The sequence below is a fragment of the Oerskovia sp. Root22 genome, assembly GCF_001429135.1.
GTDB lineage: Bacteria > Actinomycetota > Actinomycetes > Actinomycetales > Cellulomonadaceae > Oerskovia > Oerskovia enterophila.
On the sequence record NZ_LMIL01000003.1, the window covers coordinates 39,940 to 58,176 of the forward strand.

Genomic DNA, 18,237 nt, shown 5'->3' on the forward strand with positions numbered 1-18,237 from the left:
CTAGTGCTGCTAGGTGTTCTAACCTAGCAGGTCTAGGTATGGTCGCCGAGCGGAGCCTTGCTTTGGCAGACTCCCCGGATGAGACCAGGCCGAACCCGTACCGAGCGGCAGGACCTCGAGGTGAACGCCTGGCACGTCGTCCACGGCATCGCGACCCTCGAGACGACCGCACTCCGGATGCGCCACGCGACCCTCGTCACCCTTCTCCTCGCACTCGGCGTCGTCGTGACCGGGGCGACCTTCGCCGTGCTGGCCGGCCTGGGGATCGACCTGGACGACGTCATGGCCTCGATCAACGGGCGCGGCGCGCCCTGGTGGCTGCTCGCCCCGCTCGCGATCGTGTCGGTGACCGTGGCGCTGGGCGTGGGGTCACGGTCTCGCCCCTACCGGATCGGCATCACCGCACAGCACCTCTCGATCACCGACGGCAGATCGTTCGTGCACGAGCAGCCGCTCGCCACCCTCCGGAGCGTCGTCTACCGGCCCGGACCCGCGAGCGCCACGTTCGTCGTCACGGGCGACGCGGGCACCGTGAGCCTGCTGCCGCGCACGGCGGGCTCGCCGCGACCGACCGTGCTCGCAGACCTGCCGCCCCAGGTCGTGGAGCACCTGCGCAACGCGGGGCTCGTCCAGCGTCTGCGCGGGAAGCGCGCACGGTGGACCCGTCGGGCGACACCTCGAGCCGACCCCGGGAACGACGAAAGGCCCCGGATCTGAGATCCGGGGCCTTCGTACATCACGTGAGTGGTTTCGGGAAGTGGCTGACCTGCACGTATGCACGGAGGAGCGGGAGCTCAGGCACACCCGATCTGGTCTCCAGGCACACCCGTTCGCGCTCGCTCATCGTTGGGCGCCGGTGGTCGACTTCGGTCCCGGCGAGACTAGCTGCAGGGCCGCTCCTCGTCGGCCAGGTCTACTTCAGCGCAGATGGGCGATGAGCTTCTTGCCATGCGTCTTGAGCTCCTCCTGTTCTACGCGGCGGATCGTGGCACCGGCGAGCCGTCCCAAGATCTCATGGTGCGCTTAGCCGTCGGGGAACTTCGAGGCTCACCGTCCGCCTGTCGCTGCCTTGGAGTGCCCGTCTCCCATCGAGAGTAGAAGTTGCTTGAGGTCGCCGAGGTCAAGCACCTTGCCCGCCTGTGCAGCGAGGTTGAAGATCTCGCTCTCGTCGCCGCCAGCAGCCCGGAGCGCCTCGAGGATGGTGTACTCAAGCTCCCATCGTTCCTGATGGGAACTACAGTGTCCCGTGGGCTCGAACTATCACGAGAAGTTACTGAGCCCCGTCCGCTCTGCCACACAGAGTAGGACTGAGACGCGTGGGTCACCGATATCCCTAGGCCACACCTTTGCCAACTCTTCCACGCTCGCGCGTGGGTGGTCTACACCTAGCTCGCGTAGTGCCAGACCAGCGCGTGTTGCCACACAGTCCGCCGTAACCGTGTCCCCGCTATCCCTCAACTTCCGCTCCGCCTCGGAGTAAATCTGAAGTCCGTGGTCAGTTTCCCCTGCACAGAGCAAACTCAATCCGAGCGTTGCACCGTGGAACGGCAGATCCTCAAATGGGTATTCACGTAGCAGGGCCAACGCCTTCTCGTGAGCCCCGGACAGTGCGAGATTGAACGCCAGGTTGTTAACTAGGTCTACGCCGGGGTTCTCTTCGTAGGCCGGTCCGGTGATTTGGGCTGCGCGTTCGTATTCCCCGTGGACTTCACCGACAAGGTAGGCCGCAATCACGGCCGTTCCGTGCTCGTTTTCAGGGTCGTCGCCGGCGGCCCGTCCTGCGAGTTCCGTGGCGACACTTGGGTCCCCCTTTAGATATGCAATCTTCGACTGGACCAGCAACCAGAGAGGGCCCGGAACGATATTCTTGGTCTCATCTGCCAAACGCTCAGCATCGGCGATCTGTCGACGGTGATTTAACGACCCGAGCAACATGCGAATGATCTCTTCCGACTTATAGCCCGAGTCGCGCAGAGCCGCCCACAGTTCATCAAGCATTCGGGCTGGACTAAGTTGCCCCGTTGAGTGTTTGAGGTAGGCGAGTGACGCGCTTATATCGGGCAGGAACGAAGAGCCCGATCTTGCTGCCAGGATCTTTGCATCCTGGAGGATCTTCACCGCCCGCTTGTTCCCGGACGCACTGCCGGCGTAGACCCAGGCGCGCGCCAAGGCAACCTGCGGGTCCCAGGGCCGTTCGTGGGCGATCCGATCGAACTCGGTGAGCATGAGACCGTGCTCCCGCTCGTGGGACAAGTACCGAATCAGATTGAACGAGGCAACCTTGTTCTTCGGCGCAACATGTGTCGCAAGCGATGTTGCAGTGATTGCTTTGCGAAAGGCTCCGAGGCTTGCGAGAGCGTAGCCGAGGTTGATCAGTACCTCGACGGACTCTACACCGCTTTTCCGTGCAGCCCTGTACGACGCAACCGCGTTAGCGTGCTTGTCGGACTTCACATAGCAGTAGCCGCGGAGCGCATAGGCGGCAGGAGAGGCCAACGCTCCCAGTCGTTTGAGGGCTACATCGAACTGTCCTGATCGTGCCGCGTCACTGGCCCAACCGATGCGCGCGACTGGGTCCTCGATCGCGTTCCATGTTTCTTCGTCTAGTTCCTGTCCGACTCGTGACAGCACGCTGACTGCGGCAGATCGGGCAGCAGCAAAGTATGGGTTCTCTTGATCGCGTTCCAGCGCCTGGAGAGCCGCGGCGCGGGCCTCGTCGATGTTCCCGGCCGACATCTCTGCCTGTGCGAGCCTTGCTAAGGCGATCACTGAATCCGGGTGACGGACGGTGAGCTGACGTGCTTGAACCAACCCGGAGGGCGTCTCATCACCGGTAAGTCCGAGGGCCTCGTGCAGAGGTGTGACCTTGTCGGAGGATGCAGTCTCGAGAATCTGATCCAGAGATATAGGCGGGGCAACCTGTGCCAACGGGAGTTGGCGTGCCTCAGACTCAGCCGCTAGAGCCGTAGTCATGCCATCGTCTTCTTTCTCTCACGCCGCTTCGCTTCAATCTCCGCTCGCCGCAGCTGAAGGGCGATCACATCAATGCGGTTGATGAGCCAGGAGAGGGAATCGGAGCAGTCGGGCCTGCCTCTCACACGCCGGAAGCGACGCATCGGGTCGACGTCCGTCAGTTGGCGTAGCAGTGCGGTGAGTGGGGTGCGGATCGTACGTGGGACATTCTCGGCGAACTGCTCGTACACAAGCTCAAAGCGGTTCCGCAGGTCTGGCATTACGAGCTCGTATTGTGCGGTGCGCTGGTCGGGTTGGAGTTGCCACGTACTTGCTGCGATCTGAGCAGAGGTCGGTAAGACGACCGAGGTCAGCCCCAAACCGGTGACAAGTTCGAAGAGCACACTGCCAGTATGATAGAGATCGGTGGCCCGGAGCAAAAGAGGGTCATCGGATCCGACGCACCAGATGTGTTCAGGTGCGGCAAATCTCCAGTCACCTCGCGGTATTGCGTACCGCTCGATGGTGGACCGTCTGGCTTCGCGAGTACTCTTTGCGCGGCCCATGTCCGAGACCTTCGCGACCAACTCGTTGTGAGGCGCCGAGAAGACAAGCACATTCTCGGCTTTCAGGTCGCGGTTGACGATCGAGCGTTGGTGCATCTGCTGTACACCTTGAACAACGTCGCGCAGGATGCCGAGCCGTTCGGGCCAGGTAAAGACCTCGGTGTTCTCAACGAGAAGATCTGTAAGTGAGCAATCGGCTGCTTCCATCGCGATGTAGTGCGCATTGACTGGCGCAGAGAAGCCACCTGCTGTTGATGTCATTACATGGGGGTACCGGCCACTTCCGAACATTTCGACCACGTTGTCGCACTTCGCAAGCACTGTAAGAAAGCGTGCTTCGTCAAGAAAGTCCTGCACATGCTCTGGCTCCCCGGAGTGCTTGACCTTTAGGATCTTGATCACGGCGGGCTCGTTTGTGTCCGCGTCGTGTGCCAAATAGACGATCCCGAAGTGTCCACTGGCGAGTGGTTCGATGATTTTCCAACGGGAGTCCAGGACGACGCCGACGTAGGCGCTTGCCTCTTGGTTCTCACTGGCGTCCATAGCGGTCCCTGATCTCGTCGATGAGTTCGGGGTGCTCTTCGATGATGGCGATCACGTCCTTCGGGACTGGTGACTCGACGAGAAGGTCGGGGTCGAGTCCGTAGTGACGCGCTGCGCGCTGAAGTAGCTCATCGGACGCCCCCTTCTGTCCTCTCTCGAGGCGTGACAGGTGAGACGGTGCGACGTCGATCGTCGCTGCCGCGTCGCGCAGTGACTCGCGCCGCTCCTTGCGTGCTTGCCGGAGCCGCTCTCCAGCAGTGACAGATCCAGTCATCCACGTAGGGTATGCGCGTGTTGCCCGCCTGGGCAACACCAGCTGCGCCAGCCACCGGGTGAAGTCGGGAGGCTCCGAAGGCACCCCGGGGCTCTCTGTGGGGGTGGGGGCCGTATGGGTTCGTGGGGTGGGGGTTGCTTACGTATCGCCCGCCCTCCGGCAGCAACGACCCGAACACCACCGGCGCACGCCTCCTTCTCTGGACACAACAACCAAGTGGGCGATCGCCGATCGGGCAACCGCCCCGGGGTCATCGACCCGGTGCAGTGGTCTGTGGTCGCGCCCGCAGGGCAACCAGACGACGATCGGCTAGTGCCGTGAGGTGTCTCGCAAGCCGATCGGCGAGTGCCCTGCTTCGGACTGCTCGATTTCCGGGCGCCGTGTCCGTGGCGACCTTGATCGCCAGTGAGAAGGCGAGCCATAGTCTGGTCATTCCGATGCCTTGACCATGCGTGCCAGGTTGCCGGACACCGCTGAACCGACGGCGGTCTCAACCCACCACCGCGGCCGCGACACGTCGAAAGATAATGTCGCAGAACTAGTGTCCGAAAACCCCCGACGTCGCACAACGCGAACCGGGGGTTTTCGCTACCGTCAGCGCATGGCTCACACCTACGGCTACGCCCGCGTCTCGACGACCGCGCAGAACCTCGACGCCCAGATCGACGCCCTCACCGGACCCGGCGGCGTCGACGAGCGCGACGTCGTCGTGGCGAAGGCATCCGGCACCCGCGAGGACCGCCCCGAGCTCGCACGACTGCTCGCGGGACTGCGCGAGGGAGACACCCTCGTCGTCACCAAGCTCGACCGCCTCGGCCGCTCAGCCGCACACGTCGCCCGCCTGGTGCGCGACCTCGACGAGCGCGCCGTCACCCTGCGATCGCTCTCCGAGACCCTCGATACCTCGAGCGCCACCGGACGCCTCATGGTCCACGTGCTCGCGGCCGTCGCACAGATGGAAGCCGACCTCGCCCGCGAACGCACCCTCGACGGCCTCGCCGCCGCACGCGCACGCGGCCGCGTCGGCGGCCGCCCCACAGTCATGACCCCCGACCGCATCGCGGCTGCACGCGTCGCCCTCGCCGGCGGCCAGTCCCGAGCAGCCGTCGCGCGCGCTCTTGGTATCTCGCGTGACACCCTCTACCGACATTTAGTCGCGATCGGGACATAGGCTGGCTCGGGCCCGGAAGGGCCATCGCCCTTGCCCAGCGCTGCGGTGCCGCGATGGACGGGGCGCCCGAGTAGTTCGCATAGTCGCGCCCCGGAGGTGCTCAGGTTGGGTAAGTTGCACGTCTTCATCGGGTCGTCGTCTGAGGCGCTCACTGTTGCCCGCCACTTCCAGGCAGGTCTAGACCAAGAGCGCGGGGCGAACATCGAGGCCACAGTGTGGAACCAGGGGACCTTTGGTGCATCGCAGATCACTTTGCCCGCACTCGTCGAAGAGGCGCAGAGGTCTGACTTCGCCGTCCTGGTGTTGTCCGCGGACGACATGGTTGAGTCTCGCGAGGTCGTTGGTAAGGCCCCGCGGGACAACGTCATCTTTGAGTTGGGCCTGTTCATGGGTGTGATCGGGCTAGAGCGGGTCTTCATCCTGCCCGCCAAGGAGGGTGTCAAACTACCCTCGGACCTCGGAGGTTTCACACTGCTCTCGGCGTACGCGGAGCGCGAGGACGAGAACGTCGAAGCCTCACTGACCTCGGCGCTACTCGGCGCCTTGAAGCAGATCAAGAAGCTCGGGCCGCGACAAGCGACCGAGAGCGAGCCCATCTCGACGACGCAGAGGGTGGCTGGCCAGAGCGCTGCGCAGCGGAAGTCGGCGGAGAAGGCTGTGCGCGGCGGTGCCGGTAAGCTCACGGCCACCGCGCCCGGCCTTGATAAGAAGCGCCTCGAGGACGAGATCGAGTACATCTGTCGCGCGGCGGAGGCCCAGGGGTGGCAGGTCAGGACTCGGACCCCCGAGACCCTTCGTCTGCTGGATCGCCGCAAGAGGAAGCACAGCTTTCCCATTCCAGAGGGCGCGAGGGTTGCCAGGCGCGAGTTGCGGCCGTTCGCTCGCACGCTACGCGCCAACGGGCTACGCGTGAGCAATCGCGTGCGGAGGGATGTCTGACCGGAGCGGCTCGCCCGCTCTGACTCTCCCGCAGGCCCGTGGCGGGTTGTTCCTGCGGGAGAGCGACGACTCCAACTCAGCTTCAACCCTGCTGAGAGCCCCCACCCGCCTAGGAGTGGAGATGCCGCGTCGGGAGGTCCGGCTCCCTTCGGCGCACGAACTTAAGAGATACGGCGCCTGGCCGTCCTCTGGGGCCATCGCGGCCCCATCCGTGCGTAGTCGATCACCGGTGCGACGAGGATATCCGATAGCCGCACCCACGCCACTCAGCGGTCCTGGACCAGATCCGCGTGAGGCGGCCCGGTGCGCTCGGCGGGCGGCCCAGGACGCGCCCGGACCGAGTGCGCGCGGACAAGGGTTACGCCTCCACAGCGAACCGCAAACGTCTGCGGGACCGGACATCCCCGTGACGATCCCGGACAAGATGGACCACCGCGCAAACCGCCTGGCGAAGGGCTCCAGGGGTGGGCGCCCACCGAAGGTGGACGACGAGGACTACAAGGCCCGTCACGCGGTGGAATGCATGTTCAACCGCCTCAAGCGGCACCGGGCCGTCGCTCGGTCCCGGACGCAGACCACGAGAGGGACCGCCAGCCCCTGCCTTGGCAGTCGACCTCGTGGGCCTTGTCCTACAACCGACGCACCCTCATCGAGGCGCTCAACGCCCAGATCCGCTTCAGCACAGCCAACGTGAACCGCGGGTTCATCCAGGTCCTCAGCCGCCACGGCACCAACCTGCTGCTCGCGTGCTTCATCGCCGCACACAACGCCATCCAGCTCCACAAGTGGCACACCAAGAAGGGCCTGCCCGAACCCTGGGCCCTCCTCACAGGCGAGGCCCCCGACGACCGGCCCCTCGGCCGCACCACCCGATCCGCCCGCGGTCACCGACGGGCTCCACCAGGCACACGCCGCACCCGCACGACCACCACCTGAGCACCCCGCCCACCCGGCCCCGCACCACCCGGACGCACCGTCGCGCCACGAAACAGCCGCACACCCCCAGGTCAGCGCACATCCGGCCAGCGCACCGCGTAGCCGACCCACCCCAACGGCCAACGACCACCCCCAGGCCCGCGCCCGGACGCAAAAAATCCCGGCCAGGAGAACCTGACCGGGACTTTCCCGAAGGCGAACCGGCTCGAAAGCCGAAACCCTTCTCACGTGGGGGTTTCGGAATCTGGCTGACCTGCACAGACGTGCGACCCCAGCGACGCCCAGGCACACCCGAACCTGCCCTCCAGGCACACCCGCTCGTCGAAGCAGGGTGAAATGAGCTGGACCCCTAGGCGCCCCCCGCCTCTGACAGTACGGTGGCCTCCATGCCAGGGAACGTCGCAGAGAACGGGGATGTCTACCGAGTTCACCGGGAGGCAACAGTCGACAAACAGGACACCCGCCAAGCCCATCCGATCGCGTGCGTGTCCTTTTCTCCGCATGACCCAGTAGCCTGGAGGGGACTTCCTCGAACCACAACGGCAGCGCTACCGACGGACCTGGAAAGCCCCGCGCGCTCCGACCTGCCGTTCACACAGGACGGGCACTGGACCCTCCGCTTCATCAGGACCGTCCGCAAGGACATCACCGGCCACACAGACCAGTGTCCGTTCATGATCACGCTTCCAGAGCCCGACCGCACCGCGGTCCTCGAGTTCTACAGAAACCGCAACAAGTAGCCGACAGCAGCCGCAAAGGACCATGAGCACGCTCTCCCTTAGCTCCCCACCGCCGGGCATCACAGAGGATGTCTGGGCAACCCACGAGGCTGCCGAACCCGAGGCCGGAGACCTCTGGCTGTTGTCATGGGATGGGCGCGCGCTCGGACTGTGCGTCATCTATGCGCGGCTGGACGACTTCGTTCTCGTTTGGCCTGTCAGCCTGCCGAGCGACCCTGTCGCGCCGCCGGCCGTCACAGTCACCAATACACCGCTCGAGGTGCCGCTGTATCCTTGGCCGTCGCGCGAGACCGGCGTGAGCGACATGCTCCTCCACCGACGCCTGGGCCGCCTAATCGACACCCGGACGCTTGAGGCAACGGCCGAAGCCTTCGATGACGGCGATCCACCCCCCCTTCCGTTCGCCCCTGTCGCCGCAACAGCGGATCGGGTAGCCGCCGAGGGTTACTCGCTGGAGTTGATTGACATCTGGGCAAGCATTTGTCTGTTGGAGTGGCCAGGACCCGCCCCCGACAGGAGGCTCGACCCGGATGCACTCCGAAAGGCTCACGTGAGCCCTTCTGCCCTCGCCGAGATCCTCAATTCCGACACGCCGACCGCTGTCCAGGTCTTCCGCGGCGAAGCCTCGGTAACGCCCAGCCAGTTCGAAGCGATCGAGTCCGCAACGGGCGTATCGCCAGGTCAACTAGTGGGAGGCAATGCCCGCAAGGTTCAGCGTCTTCTGATCGACCCGAGTCGCAAGCCTCGGATCCTCGAGCTCAGCGAGCACCTCGGGATCGGCGAAGCCGACGCACGCGACCTAGTTGCCTCCGAGTATGCGCTCGCGGCACGCAGCACCGGCGGTGTGGAAGAGCGTCTCGAAGGTGTGTTCTCGCGACTTCTGGCAGACCGGTAGCGGCGACGATGGGCGAGGTGAACTTCCAAACCCTTGCAGAACTACATGACTACCGCGCGATCGGCGTCGCTCTTGTCGAGGCCGAGCGCGCTCGCGGGGTCCACGACATCGAAGTTCTCCGCCTCACGCCAGAAGAGGAGATCTCGTCACGTGGCGAGGTCCAGATCCGGTTGGAGGTCTTACCTGACGAAAGTTGTCCGGTCGCGGGCTACTACGACCATAGAGAACGAGCAATCGTGCTGCATCCGTCGCGGACCGCCACACGAGATCGATTCACCGTGCTCCACGAACTCGGGCACCACGTTCAACGCCTCAACCAGCTGTGGGCTGACGTCTGGTGCATGCTCCCTGCGGCGATAGGCGAGCAACTCAACGAGCGTGTCGCCGACGCGTTCGCAGCAGAGATCTTGATTCCATCGACCGCAACCGAACTCAAGGCCTCCGACGTCACCGCCCGGGACCTCCTTGCCTCGCACCAACGCTTCTCGACGGCCTCCCGTTCGGCCCTAGCGCACCACGCGCTGCGGGATGCGTCGCCTTCAGACGACGTGATCGTCGTGGTATGCGACCGGTACGGGGAAGTCCGTTTCGCTCGTTCGGTCGGCCGCTTGTGGGCTCCGCGCAGCGGCGCGGTGCAGCCCGGGTTTCTAACCCTCATAGCCGACGCCCTGCGGGGGTCAGGTCACGCTTCCGGGCGTCTTGTGCCAGGGCTGATTGCGGCCTCCGGGAATGTGCAAGACGATCTAGTTGCCGATCTGGCCTTCGACGAGGCGGGCGAATGGGCGTTCGTTGTCATAAGACTCGCTTTTCGCTTTGCCCCTCCATCGTGGGTCGACCGGACGATGGAGTGCCCCAGTGCCGCCTGCGGTGAAGCCTTCGCTCCCGACTCTTCGATGAGCTGTTGCCCCAAGTGCGACACCATTCGATGCCCACACTGTGGTTCGTGTGCCTGCGTGAACAACTCCGAGCAACCATGCCCAAGTTGTCACATGGCGTACAGCGCCGCAGAGCTCGCCCACCCAGAAAGGCACGAGTGTTGGTAGGTCCGACTCGCGCCACTAGACATCAACGGTGTACCAGTCGCACCGCAGAAACACCCCGACCCGCCAGCCCACGAGTGTGGAACGGGTCCACGCGACATTCGCTATGTGATCGTGTCCAACCGTCCACCTGCACCCTGGGGGTTGGGCCGCCAGCCTGCGCAGTCCTGGCGCCGAATAAAGTCCGGTTCAGGTGACGTGTGTGAGACACCCATCTCGGCGGCCACGTGAGCCGCCGGCCGACCTCCGTTGGTCGAGACGGGTTCATTGAGCAGTTCCTACTCGACCCGGAGGTCTCTCGCTACGTCAACAACCTTCGTGGTCAGTACAGCCAGGCGGGCCGCTCGTGCACCCAGGCATCTCGGCGACGCATCCGTCCGGGTCTTCCCAGGAACCGGACTGATCGCTATGATCGAGGCGCTGATCGTTCGGACCTCTGGTTGCGGCCTAGCGCCGCATGAACCTCTTGGGCTCCAGCGTTCTCGGTCTTCCACCCTCGGGTGAACGGCCTTGGGCGAGGGGTGGGGATCGTAGTGAAGCGCGCTCGAAGCCGTAGACGCGTCGCACCCCGATGGAGCGACACAGGAGCTTCCCGCCGTCAGGCGAGTCCACTACGGCCCTTCCTCTGGAGGGGCCTCTGTCATGCAGAGCCCACTTCGTGACCCCGAAGGGCTTCACACCCATGACGACCAACACTTCTTTCACGATCGCCGGCGAGATTGACGACGAGCCAGTCGACGCGGAACGCCCAGCGCTGACCGTAGGCGAGCTCATCGCCGAGCTCGCGTCGTTGAAGATCACCGCTCGGCTGCGGCCCAGGCCGACTATCGGGAAGGTTCGCTCCCGTCCCGGCCAGCTCATTACCAAGGCGCTGTCAGCGGCGACGGCCGACGTCGCGTTCGACGCCCCCGCGGAGGCCGGGCGTGCCATTGCTCGCACCACCGACGACCCCGAGATGGCCGCGGCGCAGATCACCGGCGCCTTCCGCGTTGCTACGCCCGAGGGGGACCTTCTCGCCGCGCACTACGAGGCGTCGACGCCAATGCTCCTGCCGGGGCCACAGCCGCGCGGCATGTCCGCCACCCGAGCGGGCGACCCGCTGTGGCCCGCGCCCACGATCCGCGACGGCGTGCCGTGCTACGCGTTCGACTCCCCGGCCGCTCACCGCAGGACGACCGCTGGAGATATCACCCGCACCGTCCACGACCTGCGCGAGCGAGGGCGACCCGCGGAGATCCTCGCGACCGGTGTGCGACAGGAGCTCGCGACCCACGTCGCGATCCTGACCTTCCGGGACGGGACACCCGATCAGTGGGTCGTTCTGATCAGGGACGGCATCACCCGGTGGACGGCGTGCATGATGCTCGGCCTCGGCATCGCCGACCGTGAAAACCTCAGCGCCAAGCAGGTCGGCGAGCGCATCGTCGACGCGGTCCTGCCGGCAGGCCGCGTGACCAAGACCGACAACTCGGACGCGTACCAGAACGCGCAGCACGCGCTGCGCACCTCCTGGCTGCGCGAGTACGAAGCTGGCACCCTCCCCGCGCGCGGCGACCTCGGCCCGACCTACGGCCAGCGTGCAATCCACCTCAACCAGATGATCGTCGTCCCGACGCGCCTGTACCTGCCCACCGAGGTGAACGGCGAGATGATCGGCGCGATCGACCGGATGGTCGCCGACATCCACACCGGCCAGGAGAAGTGGCACGACGACGACCAGAACTTCAAGTTGATCCTCGACATCCTGTACGCCATGCACCGTCAGGGTGACCTCACCGACGACGAGCTCGACCTGCTCCTCGAGGTGGATGACTCCCTGCACCCTCTCGACCGCGCGGCACGTATCGCCAAGCTCCTCCTGCACGACAAGTACTCGCGTTTCAAGGCGCAGATCCGCCGACAGGGCGCCTACGGAGCCGTGCGGCTCAACCACGCCGTGGACCTGCTCGCGGCGGTCATCTCTCGCCCTTGGGCCGGGGTGAAGCCGCTCGGCTCCGCTTGGACCTACAAGGGCGTCCTGGACCCGGATTTCCCGGATTTCCAGCACTTCACCTTGCGCTCGCCGAAGTCCTACCTTGACCTCGTCCCGCTCGCGGTGGACGGCGACACCGACGCGGTGCGCGAGCTCCGGCTCGTGGGTGCGATCGCCCTCGTCGCCAACGGCAAGGTGAGCACCTCTCTGTTGGGTGGATCCGGCGGCGCGATCAAGCGTGTCCGCCGTATCCCGTTCGCCGAGCTGTTCCGCGGCCTGGTCGCCACCCCCAAGGGCCTGGCCCAGCTCGCGCTCGCCGCGGATTGGTTCCACGCCGCCTACGAGCCGGGCAGCGACCCCTTGCCGAGCGTGGACATGGACGCTGCCGGATTCGCCTCGCTGGATTCCAACGGTCAGGTCCGCGGCGCCGGAGTCGGGGGCATCCAGACCCAGCAGCTCGTCGACCTCGCACTCGAAGGTCTCTACCTCCCCGACGACGAGCCCGACAACCCCGAGGACGACCCGATCGAGCACGCCCGCACCCGGATGGAGAGCCACCTGAAGCAGCTCGCGGCCGACGCCGAGAGCCTCAAGATCCTCGTCAACACCATCAGCGGCCTCCGCGGCCGCGCACAGATGATCGGCCAGGACATCACCGGTCTCGTCCCGTGGCAGGAGACGTTCGACAACCTCGTCGCCGCGCAGGCGGGCATGTATGCCTTCCGTCCGACGGGCGCTCCCTGATGACGGCGCCCACTCAAGCGTCTGCCCTGGACGTGGCCGCGCGTGACTGGAAGTCGTGGCTCCTCGCGCGCGGCCTGGACGACGCCGGCGCAATGACCGCCTACCCGGTAGCCGACCTCATTACCGCAGTCGCGACGGGCCTGGTGGGCACCCGGGTGTACTGCGCCATCACCGCCCAGGGCATCCCGGACTACGTTGGTCAGACGAGCCGGCCCCTCGCCCGTCGCATCGCCGAACACGTCAGGTCCGGCAACGGCCACGAGTGGACGTGGGTGGTGAGCGTGAGCATCGAGGGGCTGACCGGACCTCAGGTCGACTCCCTTGAACGGTCCGCTCACCTGTGGATGGTTCCGCTGAGCCGGCGGCGCTCACGCAAGACACCCGCAGCTTACTGAACCACGTGGGGTCCGAACGCGGTTCGCACCCACGTCCTAACTGTATTGACCGAGAGCCAGGAGGAGGAGTCCGTCGTGGTGATGCCGTACGCGGCAGCCCTAGTTCGCGCCGTTGAGCGGATCCCGGAGCCGGGTGTGCGCGAGGGCGGGTGCCAGTTCGAGCCGACATGGGAAGGCTTCGTTCACTGAACCCTAGGGGATGCCTCGCCGCTGGCAGATGGCCACGTCCATCGTGTACGCGCGTTGCGCAATGACTCGCGCACGTCCTCAGCCCTTGCGGTCGTTGTCATCACGTCATGCCAAGCCCGGAAGAGGTCACGGGTGTCGATCAGTGCCCCGGGCGCGTCGGTTAGTGCCTGAAGGTCAGCATCAGACGGCAGCGCGGTCGCACGGTTGGAGGGATCGACGCCTCGCTGAACGTTCACGACATGCCAGACCGTGCGCGGCGGGCGTCCGTGCTCGATTGCAAAATACGTCGTTGGAGCCTGGGTAACTTGATGGACGTCGTTTGCCTTCGCACCCTTCGCGTAGCCCTTGACTTCAACCAGAGACTCCCAGTCGGTGACGGCGGGGTCGGTGGCGCGCAAATCCTCGAGGCGGCGGCCGTGTTTCGTGTGATGCTCCTCGTCTAGTTCCTCGACGTCGAACCCAAGCGTGGTCAGCGCGTCTTGAACTGCGTGCACGAGCTCATCACCGTCTTCCGTGAGCATCCTCCACACACCGGAAGACGCTGCAGCGCGGCTGGTCTGGATCTCTTCCTCAGCGAGCGCGATCTTCTGGTCGGCCGTTGCGACCATGCGGTCCCGCTCGGCGATCCGGTCCTGCTTCACCTCGTGTGCACGCGCAAGGTCGGGCGTCGCCCACATCGCGCCTGCCTGCCAATCGGGTTCGCCGGGAAAGCGTGATGGGTCCGTCTTGTGCAACACCTGCAGGACGTGAAGCAGCCAGTCGCGATTGCCAGTGGTCTCGGGTGGTAGCGCCCACGCGAGCTGACCACTGGGACTCTCGGTGACGTGCGCATAGACCGCCTTTTCCTGGCCGAGATGCACCAGAGGCATAGCCCTCCCGCCCAAGTCCCCGTCTACCGAAACCTGGTACGCGCCAGCGGTAAATTCGGACCACGCCATGGCTGCCCAAGTTGCACGGGGCCCCTCCGGGAGGCCCTCGAGAATCGTCTGCTGGACTAGCTGACGGAGGTCGTTCGCGACGGCATTGTCCGCGACGTAGGCGGCGCGGGCAAAGTTGTCGGGGGAGCGCCGCTCGAGATAGCCACCTTTGATCCCGATTCTTCCAAGTCCGAACCCGAGCACGTGCCACGACGGATCAGGCTCCGGGCGGCTCTCAAAGGTGACAAGGAGGTCGTGGTCTGACGCATGAACCTCCGAGCCCCCATCGATGAACGTGTGGGTTCCGGGCAGATCATCGAAGGCGCTGGCGAGGCCCTCAGGCACCGACTGGAACAGGATGCGTGGCCGTGGCTCGTTGTACACAGCAAGAGCGTAGAGGGCTTCAGATCCATCAAGCCTCCTCCCCGGTACCCAGGTAACTCCCAGTTCAGTCAACATGACGGGTCGAAACGGAGCGCGGCACCGACCTGAGGGTTGCGTTCTCGGAGATCACCGCGGCGGCAGCCGCGCAGCCTGAGGTGGGCGTTGTGCTCACGGCGAGCTGGTGGTCTGTCCGGACGGGCAGCTCGCCGTTCGCCACGCCGCGTGTCTATCACCGGCTGCATGTCGCTCTTCGCTACCTTGGAAACAGTTGCCCGTACCTAGTGCGGGGACCTGCCACACCGTCTGGGCGATCTGCCGCGTGGCGCTTGAGAACCACCAATTCTCTGATCGGACTGACCATCCGACGTGATCGGGTCTACGGACCCGCGTTTCGTCGAATGTGTGCGGTCTCGATCGGGAGGTGGAGCAGGTGGACGAGCGTCATGAGGGCCGGATCGTCATCCGATCCGCACGTACCGGTAGACCAGCGTCCCGCGAGCGCGCCTACAAGCCGGATGAACTGGTGCGTTTCGACGCCCGCATCCCCGCCACCATCGCCCAGCGCCTGTACGACACTGCCCACGAGTCCGGGCTTCCCGTGACCGTGGTGCTCGCCAACGTCCTCTCCCGCGCCCTCGACGACGGCAACGGGGCCGCCATGGACTGACGGGATCGGCGCAGGGCGCCGAACGCGCGAAAACGGGTCCAGGAGCGGGAACTCCTGAACCCAATCGCCTCGCTACAGCGGACTTCACCTCCGCTGCCAGAAACACCCGCAAGTCCTATTGGGGGTACTCCCATGTCTACAGCACCTTCAGAGTGCTCTTCTGGAACTGAGTCCGTCAACCGCCACGCCGAAGAACTCGCCCACGCTACCAACGTCGTGCGCGGCTACCGACCGAACGCGATCCGCCCCGAGCACTGGCAACCGGTTGCCCAGTTCACCCGTCAGGTCGGGCTCGACCTGGAACCCGTCGACCGGCGTCGGGCGACCGAAACCATGCGCACCCTGTCGCAGTTCGTCGTCTGGGCACATCGCCAGGGTATGCCGCTGGACCGGGAGGCGATCTTCACCCCGGACATGGTCGAGCGCTACATCACCGTCGCGTGCGGACACCTTGCCGAGTCATCACGCGCCACCCGGCGCTCGGACCTTCGCCGCTTCTCCGCGGCCGTGACGCGCAAGGCGCCGTGGCCCCCACGAGCTCAGCGCCTGCGCGGGGACTACGCGATCGTCCCCTACACACCAGCGGAAGTCGCCCGTCTGCTGGAGGTCGCAGCGCACCAGCGCACCGCCCTGCAACGGCGTCGCCTTACCGCGCTCCTTGCCCTCGGGCTTGGAGCAGGCGTATACCCGCGTGAAGCACGGTCAGCCACGACCGACGACCTCGTCGAACGACACGGGCGCCTCTGCTTGAACATCTCTGGTGAGCGCGCTCGTCTCGTTCCGATCAGTCCGCCCCACGACATCACCCTTGCGGAGATCTGCTTCGCCGATCCTGCAACGCCGATTCTCGGGTTCACTGCCAAGGAGTGGGACCGCGCCCCGCTGGGCCACCTCCTCGAGGACATCGAGCGCCCCCGGGACTGCCCTGATCTCAAGGCACACCGCCTTCGAGCCACCTGGCTGTTACGGCACCTGGACAACCGCGTCCACCTCAACGGCCTGGCCCAGATGGCCGGCGTCACGTCCTGGAAGACGTTCGGTCACCTCATGGCCTACCTGCCACCGATCGACGAAGCGGACCTATTCGACGAGCTCACCCGCCGATGAGCGCACCAGCGGTCACGACGACGTCCCGCCCGCCCCTGACTGCGTCGGGGCAGAGCGTCATCGTGTATCGCCCCGATCCGCTCACCGAGGCCCACCGCGTCGCACGCGCGATTGCGATGGCGGCAAACCCCCAGCTCAAAGCGATCGTCTCGGCCAGCACGAAGAAGTACGGGCGCCCGCGCAAAGTGAGCATCGAGTGCCTGACACGGATCCTGTTCCTGCATGCGATGACCGACACCGAGAAGATGACGCTTCGTGCGATCGAGCGGACTGTCGTTGCCCTCTCGCCGAAGGCCCGGCGCCAGTTGGGCATCCCCGAGTGGTGGTTCTGCAGCCCTGAGGAGCGAGGTCGCCTGTACAAGCGGATACGCGACACGTTCACCGCCTTGGTGGAGGCCACACGTCAGGGAATCCACGTCAGCCACGACCACGCCATGCGGGTCAACGGTGACACCGGCGAAGTCGACCCCTGTCCGCCGGGCTGCCCCGCTGTCGACATGACACCGGACGAGATCGCGACCGCAATAGTCCAGGCCAGCCTGCCCAGGACTCTTCGGCGCACCCGCGGCATCGCGATCGACGGTACCGACTTCGAGTCGTTCGCCACCTCGTACTCGCACGGGTACCGCGGCCCCGAAGGGCAGGTCTGCGCCGACCCTGACGCCGGCTGGGGCAAACGCACTCCTACCAGCCGCCGCCCGACCGAGCACTACGTCGGATACGAGCTGCACCTCGCGGCTCACAACCCCCGACCAGGGCAGGCCCCGATCCCCACTCTCTGCGCCGGGATGGTGCTCCGCCCGGGTGTGACCGACCGCGGCCCGGCCGCTCTCGCCCTCACGCGGGCCATCCAGAGCTTCTGCGAGATCGACGAAGCACTGTTCGACCGCGGCTACACCACCGCGAAACCTGAGAACTTCGCCCGGCCGCTTCGTCAGCTCGGCATCGATGTCACCATGGACCTGCACACCAGCCAACGCGGCGTCCGCCCAGGACCCGCGCCCGGGACGATCTGGCTCGATGGGCACCTCTACTCCGACGCGATCCCTGACGCTCTGCGTGACATCAGGCCTCCCGCGCCATACGCGCGCGCCGGAGACAAGGCGCGAATCCGCGAAGACTTCGACGCCCGCGAGCCATACCGCTTCATCGCCCACAGCCGACACGATGCGAACCGCGGAACACAGCGCCTCAAAGGCCCTGCTGTGGCGGGGCACGTGCGCTGCCCGAACAGCCCGGCCTCGATGCGTCGAGGTCCGGAGATCCCGACAACGCGATGCGTCCCCGGCCAACCGTGCGGATGCGCAGCGACGATCACCGTCGCCGACACCGACCATGAACGTGACCGACAACGACTTCCCTGGCAGTCAACGGCCTGGGCGCTCTCCTACAACCGGCGCACGCTTGTCGAAGGCCTCAACGCCCAGCTCCGCTTCCTCGATGCCGACATCAACCACGGCTTCATCCAGGTCCTCGGGCGTCAGGCGACGACCCTGCTCCTCGCGTTCGCCATCGCCGGGCACAACGCGATCCAGATTCACAAGTGGTTCAGCGCCCGCGCACTGCCTGAACCCTGGCAGATCGAGCTCGGAGAGAAGCCCGACGACAGGCCGGTCGGCCGCGGCACCCGGTCTCGCACGAACAAGCACCGCGCTCCACCAGGCAAGAACTTCCGGCACGCGACCTCGTGAGCACCTGACGACCACAGCACGCCACCAGTACGCCGAGCGCGCCCAGAACCTCCAAGCGCGAGCAAGAACAGAGGCTCTCAGACCTCCAGCGTGGCTCCGAGCCCGCGGCGACAGC

The 18,237-nt window shown here is 65.6% G+C and carries 16 protein-coding genes; 12 read left to right on the forward strand and 4 right to left on the reverse strand.

What is annotated here, in order from left to right; genetic code table 11:
- Window positions 1-78: 78 nt before the first annotated feature.
- Complete coding sequence (locus tag ASE15_RS04130; protein ID WP_157277137.1) at window positions 79-717, forward strand: hypothetical protein; 639 nt, start codon at window positions 79-81, stop codon at window positions 715-717.
- A 543-nt stretch (window positions 718-1,260) separates the two neighbouring features.
- Here ASE15_RS04130 and ASE15_RS20740 read toward each other — a convergent pair.
- The 3 genes from ASE15_RS20740 to ASE15_RS20235 are packed head-to-tail and all read right to left on the reverse strand — an operon-like array spanning window position 1,261 to window position 4,335.
- Window positions 1,261-2,973: a hypothetical protein gene (locus tag ASE15_RS20740; RefSeq protein ID WP_157277138.1), complete on the reverse strand. Its 1,713-nt coding sequence runs from the start codon at window positions 2,971-2,973 to the stop codon at window positions 1,261-1,263.
- Window positions 2,970-4,061 (reverse strand): protein kinase family protein, encoded by a 1,092-nt coding sequence (locus ASE15_RS04135; RefSeq protein WP_056761756.1) that lies wholly within the window; start codon window positions 4,059-4,061, stop codon window positions 2,970-2,972. The genes ASE15_RS20740 and ASE15_RS04135 overlap by 4 nt, the downstream gene beginning before the upstream one ends.
- Complete coding sequence (locus ASE15_RS20235; RefSeq protein WP_082618206.1) at window positions 4,048-4,335, reverse strand: helix-turn-helix domain-containing protein; 288 nt, start codon at window positions 4,333-4,335, stop codon at window positions 4,048-4,050. The genes ASE15_RS04135 and ASE15_RS20235 overlap by 14 nt, the downstream gene beginning before the upstream one ends.
- A gap of 601 nt (window positions 4,336-4,936) precedes the next feature.
- On the opposite strand from ASE15_RS20235, the gene ASE15_RS04140 reads away from it, so the two are divergent.
- From ASE15_RS04140 to ASE15_RS04165, 8 genes are all read left to right on the forward strand, one after another.
- The gene (locus tag ASE15_RS04140; RefSeq protein WP_056761758.1) at window positions 4,937-5,506 is read left to right on the forward strand and encodes a recombinase family protein; all 570 of its coding nucleotides are present in this window, start codon (window positions 4,937-4,939) and stop codon (window positions 5,504-5,506) included.
- A 114-nt stretch (window positions 5,507-5,620) separates the two neighbouring features.
- Complete coding sequence (locus ASE15_RS04145; RefSeq protein ID WP_162259118.1) at window positions 5,621-6,445, forward strand: nucleotide-binding protein; 825 nt, start codon at window positions 5,621-5,623, stop codon at window positions 6,443-6,445.
- Between the two features lie 624 nt (window positions 6,446-7,069).
- On the forward strand, window positions 7,070-7,381 hold the full coding sequence (locus ASE15_RS04150; protein ID WP_056761763.1) for a hypothetical protein: 312 nt from the start codon (window positions 7,070-7,072) through the stop codon (window positions 7,379-7,381).
- Window positions 7,382-7,767: 386 nt separating this feature from the next.
- Window positions 7,768-8,121 carry a hypothetical protein gene (locus ASE15_RS20745; protein WP_157277139.1) on the forward strand — a complete coding sequence of 118 codons (354 nt, stop codon included), beginning with the start codon at window positions 7,768-7,770 and terminating at the stop codon, window positions 8,119-8,121.
- Between the two features lie 22 nt (window positions 8,122-8,143).
- Entirely contained in the window at window positions 8,144-9,016 is an 873-nt protein-coding gene (locus ASE15_RS04155) for a hypothetical protein (RefSeq protein ID WP_056761766.1), read from the forward strand.
- A gap of 17 nt (window positions 9,017-9,033) precedes the next feature.
- Window positions 9,034-10,059: an ImmA/IrrE family metallo-endopeptidase gene (locus ASE15_RS20240; RefSeq protein ID WP_162259119.1), complete on the forward strand. Its 1,026-nt coding sequence runs from the start codon at window positions 9,034-9,036 to the stop codon at window positions 10,057-10,059.
- A 679-nt stretch (window positions 10,060-10,738) separates the two neighbouring features.
- Window positions 10,739-12,772: a hypothetical protein gene (locus tag ASE15_RS04160; protein ID WP_157277140.1), complete on the forward strand. Its 2,034-nt coding sequence runs from the start codon at window positions 10,739-10,741 to the stop codon at window positions 12,770-12,772.
- Between the two features lie 32 nt (window positions 12,773-12,804).
- Window positions 12,805-13,167 carry a hypothetical protein gene (locus ASE15_RS04165; protein ID WP_157277141.1) on the forward strand — a complete coding sequence of 121 codons (363 nt, stop codon included), beginning with the start codon at window positions 12,805-12,807 and terminating at the stop codon, window positions 13,165-13,167.
- Window positions 13,168-13,349: 182 nt separating this feature from the next.
- Here the strand turns inward: ASE15_RS04165 and ASE15_RS04170 are convergent, their stop codons facing one another.
- Window positions 13,350-14,732, reverse strand: coding sequence for a hypothetical protein (locus ASE15_RS04170; RefSeq protein WP_157277142.1), 1,383 nt, complete (start codon window positions 14,730-14,732; stop codon window positions 13,350-13,352).
- Between the two features lie 355 nt (window positions 14,733-15,087).
- Between ASE15_RS04170 and ASE15_RS20750 the strand changes: the two genes are divergently transcribed.
- From ASE15_RS20750 to ASE15_RS04185, 3 genes are all read left to right on the forward strand, one after another.
- On the forward strand, window positions 15,088-15,324 hold the full coding sequence (locus ASE15_RS20750) for a mechanosensitive ion channel protein MscS (RefSeq protein ID WP_157277143.1): 237 nt from the start codon (window positions 15,088-15,090) through the stop codon (window positions 15,322-15,324).
- Between the two features lie 132 nt (window positions 15,325-15,456).
- Window positions 15,457-16,431: a hypothetical protein gene (locus ASE15_RS04175; RefSeq protein ID WP_056761777.1), complete on the forward strand. Its 975-nt coding sequence runs from the start codon at window positions 15,457-15,459 to the stop codon at window positions 16,429-16,431.
- The gene (locus ASE15_RS04185) at window positions 16,428-18,122 is read left to right on the forward strand and encodes a hypothetical protein (RefSeq protein WP_157277144.1); all 1,695 of its coding nucleotides are present in this window, start codon (window positions 16,428-16,430) and stop codon (window positions 18,120-18,122) included. Before ASE15_RS04175 ends, ASE15_RS04185 begins: the two co-directional genes overlap by 4 nt.
- The last annotated feature ends 115 nt before the right edge of the window (window positions 18,123-18,237 follow it).

Bases quoted from the DNA above. Each gene is read 5' to 3' on its own strand.
- ASE15_RS04130 (WP_157277137.1), top strand. From the start codon at position 79: ATGAGACCAGGCCGAACCCGTACCGAGCGGCAGGACCTCGAGGTGAAC.
- ASE15_RS20740 (WP_157277138.1), bottom strand. From the start codon at position 2,973: ATGACTACGGCTCTAGCGGCTGAGTCTGAGGCACGCCAACTCCCGTTG.
- ASE15_RS04135 (WP_056761756.1), bottom strand. From the start codon at position 4,061: ATGGACGCCAGTGAGAACCAAGAGGCAAGCGCCTACGTCGGCGTCGTC.
- ASE15_RS20235 (WP_082618206.1), bottom strand. From the start codon at position 4,335: ATGACTGGATCTGTCACTGCTGGAGAGCGGCTCCGGCAAGCACGCAAG.
- ASE15_RS04140 (WP_056761758.1), top strand. From the start codon at position 4,937: ATGGCTCACACCTACGGCTACGCCCGCGTCTCGACGACCGCGCAGAAC.
- ASE15_RS20745 (WP_157277139.1), top strand. From the start codon at position 7,768: ATGCCAGGGAACGTCGCAGAGAACGGGGATGTCTACCGAGTTCACCGG.
- ASE15_RS04155 (WP_056761766.1), top strand. From the start codon at position 8,144: ATGAGCACGCTCTCCCTTAGCTCCCCACCGCCGGGCATCACAGAGGAT.
- ASE15_RS04160 (WP_157277140.1), top strand. From the start codon at position 10,739: ATGACGACCAACACTTCTTTCACGATCGCCGGCGAGATTGACGACGAG.
- ASE15_RS04170 (WP_157277142.1), bottom strand. From the start codon at position 14,732: ATGTTGACTGAACTGGGAGTTACCTGGGTACCGGGGAGGAGGCTTGAT.
- ASE15_RS04175 (WP_056761777.1), top strand. From the start codon at position 15,457: ATGTCTACAGCACCTTCAGAGTGCTCTTCTGGAACTGAGTCCGTCAAC.
- ASE15_RS04185 (WP_157277144.1), top strand. From the start codon at position 16,428: ATGAGCGCACCAGCGGTCACGACGACGTCCCGCCCGCCCCTGACTGCG.